General features: G+C 42.3%; 13 protein-coding genes. 6 read left to right on the top strand and 7 right to left on the bottom strand.

Annotated features, from left to right (window positions below; genetic code table 11):
* Positions 1-83 precede the first annotated feature (83 nt).
* Positions 84-2,267 carry a glycoside hydrolase family 3 C-terminal domain-containing protein gene (locus ACFS5N_RS14850; protein WP_377187131.1) on the bottom strand — a complete coding sequence of 728 codons (2,184 nt, stop codon included), beginning with the start codon at positions 2,265-2,267 and terminating at the stop codon, positions 84-86.
* Between the two features lie 147 nt (positions 2,268-2,414).
* On the bottom strand, positions 2,415-2,771 hold the full coding sequence (locus ACFS5N_RS14845) for a DUF1801 domain-containing protein (protein WP_377187128.1): 357 nt from the start codon (positions 2,769-2,771) through the stop codon (positions 2,415-2,417).
* 86 nt (positions 2,772-2,857) lie between these two features.
* Here ACFS5N_RS14845 and ACFS5N_RS14840 point away from each other — a divergent pair, with 86 nt between their 5' ends.
* Entirely contained in the window at positions 2,858-3,955 is a 1,098-nt protein-coding gene (locus ACFS5N_RS14840) for a hypothetical protein (protein ID WP_377187125.1), read from the top strand.
* 200 nt (positions 3,956-4,155) lie between these two features.
* Entirely contained in the window at positions 4,156-5,355 is a 1,200-nt protein-coding gene (locus ACFS5N_RS14835) for a glycosyltransferase WbsX family protein (protein WP_377187122.1), read from the top strand.
* An 11-nt stretch (positions 5,356-5,366) separates the two neighbouring features.
* On the opposite strand, the gene ACFS5N_RS14830 is transcribed toward ACFS5N_RS14835, so the two are convergent.
* A complete protein-coding gene (locus ACFS5N_RS14830; RefSeq protein WP_377187119.1) occupies positions 5,367-6,176 on the bottom strand; it encodes a mechanosensitive ion channel family protein in 810 nt (269 codons plus the stop codon).
* Between the two features lie 296 nt (positions 6,177-6,472).
* Positions 6,473-6,676, bottom strand: coding sequence for a hypothetical protein (locus ACFS5N_RS14825; RefSeq protein ID WP_377187116.1), 204 nt, complete (start codon positions 6,674-6,676; stop codon positions 6,473-6,475).
* A 406-nt stretch (positions 6,677-7,082) separates the two neighbouring features.
* Between ACFS5N_RS14825 and ACFS5N_RS14820 the strand changes: the two genes are divergently transcribed.
* Positions 7,083-7,730: a response regulator gene (locus ACFS5N_RS14820; RefSeq protein ID WP_377187113.1), complete on the top strand. Its 648-nt coding sequence runs from the start codon at positions 7,083-7,085 to the stop codon at positions 7,728-7,730.
* Here ACFS5N_RS14820 and ACFS5N_RS14815 read toward each other — a convergent pair.
* The 3 genes from ACFS5N_RS14815 to ACFS5N_RS14805 form a co-directional block, all read right to left on the bottom strand.
* Positions 7,720-8,079 carry a single-stranded DNA-binding protein gene (locus tag ACFS5N_RS14815; RefSeq protein ID WP_377187110.1) on the bottom strand — a complete coding sequence of 120 codons (360 nt, stop codon included), beginning with the start codon at positions 8,077-8,079 and terminating at the stop codon, positions 7,720-7,722. The two genes, ACFS5N_RS14820 and ACFS5N_RS14815, sit on opposite strands and share 11 nt — an antisense overlap.
* Positions 8,069-8,470, bottom strand: a complete 402-nt coding sequence (locus tag ACFS5N_RS14810) for a response regulator (RefSeq protein ID WP_377187107.1) — start codon at positions 8,468-8,470, stop codon at positions 8,069-8,071. The genes ACFS5N_RS14815 and ACFS5N_RS14810 overlap by 11 nt, the downstream gene beginning before the upstream one ends.
* Positions 8,471-8,609: 139 nt before the next feature.
* Positions 8,610-9,260 (bottom strand): response regulator, encoded by a 651-nt coding sequence (locus tag ACFS5N_RS14805; RefSeq protein ID WP_377187104.1) that lies wholly within the window; start codon positions 9,258-9,260, stop codon positions 8,610-8,612.
* Between the two features lie 200 nt (positions 9,261-9,460).
* Here ACFS5N_RS14805 and ACFS5N_RS14800 point away from each other — a divergent pair, with 200 nt between their 5' ends.
* The 3 genes from ACFS5N_RS14800 (at position 9,461) to ACFS5N_RS14790 (ending at position 12,977) form a co-directional block, all read left to right on the top strand.
* A complete protein-coding gene (locus ACFS5N_RS14800) occupies positions 9,461-10,996 on the top strand; it encodes an FAD-dependent oxidoreductase (RefSeq protein WP_377187101.1) in 1,536 nt (511 codons plus the stop codon).
* A gap of 13 nt (positions 10,997-11,009) precedes the next feature.
* Complete coding sequence (locus ACFS5N_RS14795) at positions 11,010-11,564, top strand: YciE/YciF ferroxidase family protein (protein WP_377187099.1); 555 nt, start codon at positions 11,010-11,012, stop codon at positions 11,562-11,564.
* Positions 11,565-11,759: 195 nt separating this feature from the next.
* On the top strand, positions 11,760-12,977 hold the full coding sequence (locus tag ACFS5N_RS14790) for a DUF2252 domain-containing protein (protein ID WP_377187096.1): 1,218 nt from the start codon (positions 11,760-11,762) through the stop codon (positions 12,975-12,977).
* Positions 12,978-13,125: the final 148 nt, after the last annotated feature.

Genomic DNA, 13,125 nt, shown 5'->3' with positions numbered 1-13,125 from the left:
TATTTAAAAAAATATTATTTATAAATTAAGAAAGCGTCGCCAAAGGTAACATGGCGACGCTTTCTTCTTGGTTTAAAACGCGGTTAGTTCACAACACTGAACTGGGACTTTAAACGGATGTCGGCAGATGAACTCCCCACCATCACATCAATAGGCTCGGCCTCCACGCGGAAATTATGGATCTTTTCATCATAAAAAGCCAAACGGCTGTTCGGTATATTCATTTTAATTGTTTTTGTTTCGCCGGGAGCTAAAGTAACGCGCTCAAAACCACGCAGCTCTTTCATTGGGCGCTTCAGGCTTGGCTTAACATCGTGCATGTACAGTTGCACAACCTCATCGCCAGCCATTTTACCGGTATTTTTCACATCGACAGATACAGTAATATCGTCATTGATTTTAATTTTTTTGGCAGATAGCTTCAAGTTGCTGTACGCAAAAGTAGTATAGCTTAACCCATGACCAAATGGAAACAGCGGCGCACCATTGATATACATATAGGTAAAACCTTTAGTTACGTCATACTCGTCCTGCGATGGTACCTGCGCCTCAGAAGCATAAACGGTCAAAGGCATTTTACCGCCGGGATTTATGTTACCAAACAGTGCATCGGCAATGGCATTACCGCCTTGTTCGCCAGGCCACCAGGCTTCTAAAATAGCGGGTGCATTTTCCTTAACATAAGGGATAGTTAGCGGCCCTGCATTCATCAGCACCACAATAGTGCGCGGATTGACGGCCAAAACAGCTTTAACCAACTCTTCCTGGTTACCGGGTAAACCCAGCGATGTACGGTCTTTACCTTCGGCCTCTACATTTAAAGTTGTGCCGATATATAAAATGGCCACATCAGCTTTTTTTGCCGCATCAACGGCTTTTTGCAACTCGGCAGCCTTGTCAAACGCAGGGCCGTTGCGGCGCGGAGTAATCTCGGCGCCCGCGGCATAAATAATTTCAGTGCCCGGAGCCATGCGATTTTTAATACCCTGCATTGGGTTTACCGCATTAATTGGTTTACCACTGTAACCGCCGGCAGTAAACATATTGGCATGCGGACCAATTACCGCTATGGTTTTGATTTTGTTTTTATCCAGTGGCAAAATGTGATTTTTGTTGGTTAGCAACACCATCGCCTCCTGCGCTGCTTTTAATGCTAAGGCTATGTGCTCCTGACTGCCAATAACAGTCATCGGTATTTTGCTATATGGCACGCGGTCTTGCGGGTCAAACTCGCCTAACAAGAAGCGGTCGCGCATAACGCGGCCCAACGACTCGTCCAATTTGTCCATCGTGAGCAAACCTTTATTCACAGCCACCGGTATATATTGCATAAATTCTTTATCAGAGAAATCGCAGCCGGCATTGATAGATTGAGCAACCGCTTCTTCATAACTCATCTGGCCTTTCTCATGACCATTCACCATGGTGTTTACCCCTCCAAGATCAGACACTACAAAACCTTTAAAGCCCCAGCTATTTTTTAAAATGTCTGTTAACATGAGGTGGTTGATGTTGTTTGGAACGCCATTGATTGCGTTATACGATGCCATGACTGATTGCGCACCGCCCTCCATGATACAATCTTTAAAATGCGGCAGCCAAAACTCATGCAACATGCGCTCGCTCACCGTGGCCGAGCGGCTTGTACGGTCGGTCTCCACGTTATTAACCGCGTAATGTTTCAGAGTTGATACCAATTTTAAATAGTGAGGGTCATTACCCTGCAAACCCTTAACATGAGCTACACCAATGCGGCCGTCCAGATACGGGTCCTCACCAAAACACTCGTTTATACGCCCCCAGTATGGGTTCCGGCTAATATTAATTACTGGCGAACGGTATATCAAGCCTTTCTTTTCGCCCTGGAAGTCAGGGTCATTATGCCAGCCGTTGTAAATGGCGCGGGCTTCGTCTGATATTGCTGACGTCTCTGTAAAAACAAGTTTGGGGTCCCAGGTTGCAGCCATAGCTATTGACACGGGAAACATGGTTGTGGGGCGGTTCCAAACTACGCCATGCAGGCTCTGGTTCCATTTATCTGATTTAATGCCAAACCTGGGTATATCCGGGCCGACATGGTTTAGATATTCAGCCTTTTCCTCAAGCGTCATGCGCGATATAAGGTCTTTTACCCGCGCCTCGACCGGTTGCTTATAATCAAGATATAAAGGCTTGCCGGTTGTTTGAGCTACAGCACTGCTGCCGGCCACAAGGCTTGCCAGCAAAAAAGCAAGGGCCAGCTTTTGACCGTTTAAGTTTACTTTCATTTATTTTGGTTTAATTAGCGTCTGTACGTCAGAAAGCTACAATTGGTTCATAGCTTATAATAAGCAACATAGCAAATATAATTATGCAGCAGTACCGTTACTTATGTACACAAAATTGTTACGACACTTAAAGTTATATGGCCGGGGCTACCGCACTTCATCTATCAGAGTTAGGTAATAGTTTAGTTTTCCAAGAACAATATCTATCGGGATATCTTCATTGGGGTTAATGATCATCGACTCATATTTATCTTTAGGCCGTACGCCGTCAATTATCGGTTGCAAACTCTTATCCCAACAAAAGCCCAGCTTCAGCGTTTTCTTATCCAGCCACATATAGCCAAGTTTTTTATCCCGGTAAGTAAAAAACGGGATTTGGAATTTGCGTATATGCTCAATATGCGGGTTTGCATTTAATACAATATCCCGCAGGGCCAGCATGCAGCTCTGGTATGGTTCAGGTTTTGACAAGTAATAGCCTTCAAGCGTTTTAATAGTAGTCATCTACTACAAATTTAAGGTTGGCAACTAATTTTCTTGTCAGGTTGTGTCATAAAAAATATCTTTAGCCCGCTGATAAAAAATCACCAATGCTTTTTGTAAACAAACCATATAAACAACACAAGCTATTGTTTTTTTGCTGCGCGATAGTATTGAGCCTGCTTCTAAATACGGCTATTGCGCAAACAAAATGGATACGCCCTGAAACATCAGCCGATAAACAAATGTGGGGCATACATGATGGTATTGTGTTTAGCTTATGGCCTACCGGCGTTGAAACAGGCGACCATGGTACAGGCGGCCCCCGTGGATTGCTACGTATTGGCTATGAGCACAAAGGCAAAATTTACCTGATCAATTACATAGCCATTGAGCCTATTGTCGACGGCAAGATAGAATTCAGCGAGATATCGCCCTCAAATAACGATGGTAAATGGGGTAAACTAATTTGGGCAAGCGATAGTGAAAGTGACGATGCGTATAACCCGGCCAACATTAGTCATGGTTTAATATCGCACCCCGATACAAACCATCCGCAAATTGAGCAGCTTACGTTGTTTCTATTTATGGAACAATATCTTGACAAGGCTTCTCCTTTTTTAAAGATCAGTATTCGCAGTGACAAACCTGAGGAAATATGTTTCGAAATTAATAACAAAGCAAACAGCGCAATTATGGATCGTTGTGCGCTAACAGCTACCATGGGCAACTACTCTCGTTTACGCTTGCTTCATTTAAACAATGAGGTGGTTGACTCGCGTAAACTATACAGTGGCTTTGAGGGTATAGATTTTATTGAAAAAGATGCCTACCCGGTAACCCGGATGCTAAAATTAAAAGATGGCAGCCCGATAGCCTTAGCAACGCAGAATGAAAGCATGACTCAACTAAGCGCATGGCCGTCTGACAGCGCTTATTACGCCAAACGCGGCTGGCGTTACCGGCCTGATTTTAAGTTAACGCAATACTGGCGTAAAGACGGCAAGGCTTACGACCCTTCATTGCAAGTACGTGTAAACGGCCGCGCCAGGTACTGGGCCCTAGCCAGTCGCGATGCAAAAAAGTACGTAGCTGTACCCGGAGGCGCGGCATTTGAAAATTTTGAGCTGCGTGAAAAATACTATCCGGGCCAAAAGTTTATTTATGGCTTGAGCCTTAAATCGGTGGATGAAATATTGAAGCAATAATTAATGTGCATATCGCATCCATCAGTTCTGCGCCTTATGCAGTAGTTAAGGAAGAAACTGGTAACCAGCGCAGCAAGACAGTTCATGACGGTTTATATAATCAGATTAGATATTTTTACGCTGATGGCTAGCTACTGAGACTAGTCTAAGACTAATATATAAACTGACTTGGAGGCGACCTCGCCCTACTATGTTTTTGCATGAAATATCAGATCAATTACTTGTGGAGTATAATTGTTGCTGTTTTTTGCTGTTTATCTGCATCAGCGCAACAAAAAAAACCAATCAGCCACAAACACTACGATGTAGCCGCATTTTTATACCCCGCGTACGCCAGCGACGATCCGCGATTGCGCCCTTTCTGGCCATCTGGCATTGGAGAGTGGGAAACCGTAACTAATATACAGGAACGCTACCCTGGCCATTATTGGAACCGGAAACCGTTGTGGGGCACTATTAATGAGGCCGATTCTGCAGTAATGTCTATGGAAATAGATCAGGCAGCCGGACACGGTGTTAACGTATTTATTTTTGATTGGTATTGGTACGATGGCCGCCCTTTTATGGAGACTACTTTAGATAATGGCTTTCTGCGGGCGGGCAACCGCGACAAAATGAAGTTTTACCTGATGTGGGCTAATCACGATGTAGTGAACACCTGGGACACCCGTCTGGCCAAATATCATGAGGACAATGTGATCTGGACAGGCCGCGTAGATCGTGCCGAATTTGAAAGGATCTGTAAACGTAACATCGACAAATATTTTAAACTGCCACAATACTATAAGATTGATGGCAAACCTGTATTTATGATATATGACCTGCCTAACCTGATTAATGGTCTAGGCGGGTTACAACCAACTATATCCGCGCTGAAATGGTTTTGCAATGAAACAAAAAAAGCTGGTTTTCCAGGCCTCGACCTGCAGTTTACCATGTGGGGCAGTAACTTTAATTTTAGTGGTTTTGATAAAGATAAAGGCGAAAAACCTAAAAATACAGTACTGAAGCAATTGGGCTTCAGCAGCCTCACACATTATCAGTTTGCACACTTTGTGAATGTGAACGATGATTATTTAAACATTTTAGAGACCGTAAAACAGGAATGGGCAAAAATTGATCAGGAATTTGATATACCCTACTATCCGCATATCAGCATAGGCTGGGATAACAGTCCGCGTACCGGGCAAAGCGCGGTGGTTAAAAACAATACACCGGCAAACTTTGAAAAGGCGTTACGCATGGCCAGGGAATATACCGATGCTCATCCCAAACAAACGCCGCTAATTACCATAAACAGTTGGAACGAATGGACAGAAACCAGCTACCTGCAGCCTGACAATGTGAATGGTTACGGCTACCTGGAGGCAGTTAAAAAAGTGTTTTTAGATCAAAATTAAGCAGAGAACCATTACATGCCGGGTATCTTGATGCCGGCATCTTTAATATCTTGCAAAAGTTTTTCTTGTATAGTTAAACGTGTATCCTGAAAACCGTGCGCATTAACCCATACGCTTATGGCCATTATATAACCATCCGGCTGTAGGTCGCCTATTCCAATACGCTTTTCAGGCGATTTTAAACACTGCTCTGATCCGTCCAAAGTTTTGGCGATAACAGATCGCGCCTGTTTGATATCGACATTGTTTGGAAACTTATAGTTTATATCCAACCTGCGCGTACCCTCGCGGCTTGTATTAATAATAGTTTGGTTAGATAGCTGGCTATTAGGGACAATGACGGTGCGGTTATCAAAAGTCAGAATAATAGTATAAAATATCTGAATGGACGTTACCGTGCCTTCCGTGCCCTGCGTGTTGATATTGTCGCCTACAACAAAAGGCTTAAGCAGTAAAATCACAATACCACTGGCAAAGTTTTGAAGATTTCCGGCCAACGCAAGTCCCGCAGCCACACTTAAACCACCAATCAGGGTAGCAAACAAGGTCATCTGTATACCAATGATCTGCATTACACCAAGGATCAGCATTACGCGTAGTACTACCCCTATCAAACTCATTAAAAAGGGCTTGATAGTAGGGTCTACCTCCTTGGTGTGCATTTTGTTATGCGACCAGTTGAGCATTAACTTAATAAACCATAACCCAATAAAAAGTACAACAATGCCAAATAAAAACTTTGGCCCGTAAGTAATCAACGCGTTGTAAGCTTTATCGTATAGCTTATCAATCTCAATCTGTTTTGTTATAAAAGCTAGCATGACTTTTTAACATAAACATTTGGTGCTTTGTTCGTACAATCTGAAATTCAGTTTAAATACACAGTGTTGTAATAATTACGGGCCGGTTTACCGAAAAATACCTGTTCTGATATCTTTGAAAACCAGAAGCATAAACAATATGTTATTATGAAAACAACTCAGATTATGTTAAGCGATGTATTCCAATCAGCACGATGGCCCACCTAGATCATTGAATCGACTTATTTTAGTTAGCTTCGATATTAAATGCCACACTTAGTGCTGTTCATTGTCATATTCGACAGGAATATAGTCAATCAGGCCAAACAATTTCCATAATCAAACATTGAAACCACCTTGGCGCCTCTTTTTGGCAGTGGGTTGGCAAAAACTTCTTTAAGCGTTGTAATTTGAACTACCTTTACCGCTTCGCTGATGTATTTGGTTATCTTAACCATATTGGCAGGGTTAAGCTGAAGAATTTTACCCATCTTGTACCTGTTATTCATTCCCTTTTTCATTTGTATTCTCCCTTTCTTTCAGTCGTTCTTGTTTGTCGTTGCATGCGTGGGTGCGACGGCTTGCTTTAGCTGTTCAGCTTTTTGCTTAATGGGTATTCATCTAAAATAGTAACAAGTACAGTACCAAAGTCTGCCGGATAAATACGCAATCGAATTTGATTAATACGGAAATTGATTTTGTATTTTCAACAAACCATCGCACAGCAAAATGTTACTATGCCTTAAATGCAGTCTATTTGATCAAGGTGTAACATTTGCAGAAAAACAATAATTCGAATGCAGTATTACAAAAAATACGCAAACATTTAGCGATAAATACGATAAGTTTTTAGGTATTTACCGTATTGATTATACTTAATAATTCGGCAAATTTTACAGACTTGTAAGGGAAGCACATAGCCTGTTAATGATTGACATTCTACTCGCCGATGACCACAGCATAGTCAGGAACGGCATTAAAAATTTGATAGAAAAAGAAACCGATATCCGTATTGTTGGTGAGGCCACTAACGGAGAAGAAGCGTTACAGCTGTTGAAAACGGTTTCGCCTCATATTATTATGGCAGACATGGATATGCCTGGCGTCAGCGGTATTGAACTTGCGGAAAAATTGCGCATTGAGGCCAGCCCTATAAAAGTTGTTCTGCTAACCATGCACGATCATCAGCAATATGTAAACAAAGCTATACGAGCCGGTGTAGCTGCTTATCTGCTTAAAAATATCAGCGCCGAGGAGTTGGTATTTGCAATTAAACAGGTACATAGGGGCAAACAATATTTATGTGCTGAATTATCCATTCGTTTACTCAATCAATTACTTGCCTCTCCATTTCCAATAGACCAGGAAAACGCACCTCAGGTATCATTCTCAGAACGCGAACTTGAAATATTGCGGCTGATAGCTGAAGGCTACACAAATCAGGAGATTGCAGACCGCATTTTCACCAGTAAACGTACTGTGGAAGGTTACCGCCGTACGATGATTGATGCAGCCGGCGTAAAAAACACTGCGGCGCTGGTACGCTTTGCCATGCGCAAGAAACTTATTGATTAGTGTGTACCTGAACCGGAGTAAATGCCACACTTATAATCTCCACACTGGTGGCAACTACTTCAGTTCGGTAATGGCGCACAAAATTTTCATCCAAAGACATTTTTGTTTGCAGGCGCCCTTGTACATACACAGTAGTACCGGGGCTCAATGCGTCTGAAGGAACAAAATTTTCAGGAATGTTGATAGTAGTAGTTTCTTCGTGCGTAATCATTTCCTGCCCCTTTTTTATTTTCTCACTGGTGACGAGTGTAAAATATAACATTTTTTGCCCCATCATATTGTGCCAGCGGGGTTCTTGACCAATGCGGCCCATTAGCATTACTTTATTTACGGTATTTTTATCTAACATGTGTTACGTTTTGCGAAGAGCTAATTAAATGATGTATGTGGTCTACGATGTCGTTTAGATTGAATGGCTTGGCTATGAATGCATTGCAGCCATAGTTACCCAACGAGTTGAATACCCGGTGATAAGCAGACATTAAAATAACCGGGACTTTTGCTGTATGAGGGTTAACTTTTATCTGATGACAGATTTCGCCGCCATTAATTCCCTTCAAAATATAATCAAGGATGATGACATCAGGAGAATAGCTGGATATTTCAGGAAATATATTATTGATGTCGCCCAAGCTGCGTACCTCGAATCCCTCGTAGGTAAGTATTTCTTCTATAACTTCCAAGATATCGTTGTCATCGTCAACCACTAATATCCTTTTATTTATTTTGCTCGATGTCATAGGTAAACGTCATTTAGAACAAGTACACTAAATTACGGCCTATAATTTTTACAAATACAGTATTTATACGCAGATGGCACTTCGGTAAATACGTATTTTAACTACTGGTTAAATAACGTATCCTTATAAATCCCCTAGGTCAATTTATTAAACCGTGTTGAACGGCGTACCGTATTAGCGCAGCTGTATTACGGACGCCGGTTTTTTCGATTAACGCCTGGCGGTATCCTTCGGCGGTTCGTTTACTGGTATATAGCCGGTCGGCTATTTCCTGGTTGGTTAAACCGTCAGCAATTAACATCAACACCTCAATGTCCCGCGTTGAAAATTCAATGCCACTTTCGGCTTCATGTTGGCGGCGATCTGGCTGGGCCATTAAGCGGTCAAGAAACCGTAACGCCAGCTCTGAACAAATGTAGCGGCCGTCAATATGGATATGACGAATCGCAAAGATTAACTCGTCGGCACTGATATTTTTAAGCAGGTAACCGCTTGCTCCGGCCTGAAAAGCTTGTAACACATACTGCTCATGATCAAGCATGGTTAAAATAATTGTTTTAGTCTCTTTCGCTGTCGATGGTAATTGGCTTAACATTTCAATACCCGTCACCCCCGGCATATTGAAATCGGCTAAAATAACATCCGGAATAACGCCCTGATTTATCAAGTCAATCACTTCCTGTCCGTTCAGCGATTCGCCTATTATTTTAAGATCCTTTTCTTTTTCCAAAAGGTTACGTATGCCATCGCGAACGATATTGTGGTCTTCGGCAAGAATGATCCTGATCATATCAACAATTAACGCCAAAATATACTTATAGGTTTAACAGAGCTGAAATTTAGATAGATTATTGATTGCTGATTAAAACTACAGTCATCAACAATTAAGCCGCTACGCCCTCCCTCGGTAAATACGTAAATTTAACGTGTAAAATACGTATTCTAAAAAGAACCTCAACTTCTTAAACAATCTATGGTTATACCTCTACTATGCACGAAACGACAGGAAATATTGCTAAAAGAGACGGCGCTTTGGAGAGCCCATGGCAAACTGCAGCATACACTGCCGCAACTAGTACCTCTACTCAGCAAACATATGATTGCCTGATTGTGGGGGCAGGTATAACTGGTTTAACAACCGGCCTGTTATTACAACAAGCCGGCAAAAACGTGATTATTGCCGAAGCTCATACTTTAGGTTTTGGTACTACAGGTGGCACCTCTGCGCATATAAACACCTTTGCCGACACCACTTTTGCCGAAGCCGAAAGTGCTTTTGGCGAAGATGGAGCACAGCTTTTCGCAGATGCCATACGGGATGGGTTTAACTTGATTAAACATAATATAAATGAACTGGGAATAGATTGCGATTATGCAGAGAAAACCGGCTACCTGTATGCCGAAACAGATGAACAGGTTAAACTATTGCACGAAATTTACCAGGCGATGCTGAAAGTAGGTGTACCTGCACATTACCAGCATAATGTACCAACACCGGTTGCTTTTAAAAAAGCGCTTGAATTACCCGGGCAGGCACAGTTTCACCCGATAGAATACCTATTGGTATTAAGGGATGAATTTATTGCGCTAGGCGGGACACTTTTAGAAAATACACCTATTGATAATATCGAGAGCAATGACGGTTTACACGTCGCTTCATCCGGCGAAAGAAGCATAGCGGCACAAAACATAATTTATGCTACACATATGCCGCCGGGCATAAATGTGTTTAGTTTTCGCTGCGCGCCATATCGCAGTTATGTTTTGGCTGTTAAACTAACCGATGATACTTATCCGGATGCGGTGATCTACGATTTGCAAGATCCTTATCACTACGTTCGTACGCATGTAATTGATGAGGAACCGCTACTATTAATTGGCGGCAATGATCATAAAACCGGGCATGATGATCCTGAAAAAGCATTTGATGATCTGGAGAAATATGCGCGCACATATTATAATGTGGCATCAATTGAGTATCGATGGTCGTCGCAGTACTATATTCCTGCTGATGGATTTCCTTACGTTGGTCAAATTCCATTTATGCCAGATGGCATTTTTACCGCCACAGGCTTTAACGGAAACGGCATGATGCTTGGCAGCATATCAGCTAAAATACTGGCTGATCAGGTAATGGGCATCGAAAACCGTTACAGTAAAATATTTTCTCCATCGCGCCTCAAACCAATTGACGGCTTTACTGAGCTGGTCAAGGAAAACGCAGATGTTGCCTATCATTTTGTGGCCGATCGCTTCGGCATCCCCGAAACAGATTCTTTGAAACAACTGGCGCCCGGAACCGGCAAAGTACTCGAACTTAATGGTAGCAAACTGGCAGTATATTGCGGCGAAGACGGCGGCATTCAGGCACTAAGTCCGGTTTGTACACATGCCGGCTGTATTGTAAACTTCAATGCGGCCGAAAAGACCTGGGACTGCCCGTGTCACGGCGGTCGGTTCAATACTGACGGATCGGTAATCACCGGTCCGCCAACAAAAGCATTACAAACAATTAAATACATCTAAAAATCAATTTATTATGCCTACTACGAAAAACAAAACAGCTGCCAAGGCAGCGCCACAGCGCACTCCCGAAGCGGAAAGCGCTTTGAAAGAATTATTTATCGACGAATTGAAAGACATTTACTGGGCCGAACAGCACCTGGTAAAAGCGCTTCCTAAAATGATGAAAGGCGCTACGTCTGACGATTTAAAAAACACCATCCAGCAACACCTAACCGAAACTGAGGGCCACGTAAGTCGCCTTGAGCAGGTTTTTGAATCTATAGGTGAGAAAGCCAAAGCGGTAAAATGCGAAGCTATGGATGGTTTATTAAAAGAGGCCGATGAACTATTAAAAGAAACCGACAAAGGCACAGAAGTGCGTGATGTAGCTATAATTTCGGCGGCTCAAAAAGTTGAGCACTATGAAATCGCCTCATACGGTACACTGCGTACTTTAGCAGGTACTTTGGGCTTTGATGAAGCGCAGGATCTGCTGCAACAAACTTTGGATGAAGAGAAAAATGCAGATAAATTATTAAGTGTAGCAGCCGATACTATTAATGAAATGGCCGCTGCTGAAACCGAATAATTTGTGATTGATTAGTTGTTAATTAAAAAGCCGTCTAATATTGGACGGCTTTTTAATTAATTTTTAGAGCAGGCCAACCAACGGTAATTATCAAGAAGCAATAACACCGGCAACAATTATAAAGGCTTTACGTCAGCTCGGTTTATTGCCATTCAACCTGCCAAACTAAGCCTGGCATATATTGTTGCTTATCACATGGATACATTAGCCGAAAGACTCCAAAAATTTAACGAGCCATTGCTCCCGGATAAAGTAAAACGCAAGTATGATGCGATGGCCGAAAACGCTTTTCGCTTTTTTCGCGGAACTTGCCATTTATTTTATGAGGATCTGGCTGCGGCGGCTCCACTGCCGCTATCTCCGCTCGCCTGGATATGCGGCGATTTACATCTGGAAAATTTTGGTTCTTACAGAGGCGACGATCATTTGGTTTATTTTGACCTGAATGATTTTGACGAGGCTGTACTGGCGCCAGTATCCTGGGAACTGGTGAGGCTGGTAACCAGTATTTGCGTCGCTTTTGATACACTAGGTATTGATAAAGAGATTACCCAGCGCATGGTAACACTTTATTTGGGTAGTTATGCTAAAACATTAACAGCAGGCAAAGCCAGGGCCATTGAACCACGTACAGCCAAAGGCATTGTCTGCGATTTCTTAAAATCAGCAGCGGCCACAGGTTACAAAGAATTGCTCAAGAAAAGGACAATTAGCAAGAAAAAGACATTATTACTGTCACTAGAAGATGAGCGCCATTTTAAACTCGATAAAATATTACGAAAAGAGCTTAAAGCCCATATGCAAAATTGGATTAACCACAGCAACGACGGGCCTTATCATTATCAGGTAAAGAGCGTAATCTTTCGCTTAGCCGGAACCGGAAGCATTGGTGTGCAACGCTATCTATTTTTATTAAAAAGCACCCACACCAAAAATGAATATCTGCTGTTGGATATGAAAGAATGCAGGCCATCTTCCCTGAGCCCATATTTGCCCACGCAACAATTAAATTGGGATAACGAGGCAGCACGGGTTACCAAAATCCAGCAGAGAATGCAATATGCGCCTGTTGCGTTACTTAGCACAAGCGAATTTCGTGGCAGGCCATTCTTAATACAGGAACTGCAGCCTGTAAAAGATTCCTTCAAATTTAAATCGCTAAAAAAAGATTATCGAAATATGTACCAGGTTATTGATGATATGGGCATGTTGACAGCCTCAGCGCAGTTGCGCAGCGGCGGAATGCAAGGGTCGTCCACTATTGACGACCTCATAGCTTTTGGTGCAGATTGTGGTTGGCAACAAGCTGTAATTGATTATGCTTTTAGTTATTGTGAACAGGTAAAAAAATACTACCACGAGTTCTGCAACATAAAAAATAAACTATCAATGAAAAACCAATCGGCTAGTTAAAGATGTTTTAAGTTTAAAAGCAGGATATTGCCAGAGAGCAGGCTTTATTTATCAGTAATATACTTCTAGATAACGTATGAATTAGCGCCATAGTGCGCTAAAAAAAATATACTTCAAATCATATTTTTTTACCGATTTGGCCGATTAT

It is taken from the genome of Mucilaginibacter ximonensis (genome assembly GCF_042686265.1).
Lineage (GTDB): Bacteria > Bacteroidota > Bacteroidia > Sphingobacteriales > Sphingobacteriaceae > Mucilaginibacter > Mucilaginibacter ximonensis.
The sequence above is the reverse complement of the archived record's forward strand: the minus strand, read 5'-3'. Positions and strand labels throughout refer to the sequence as shown.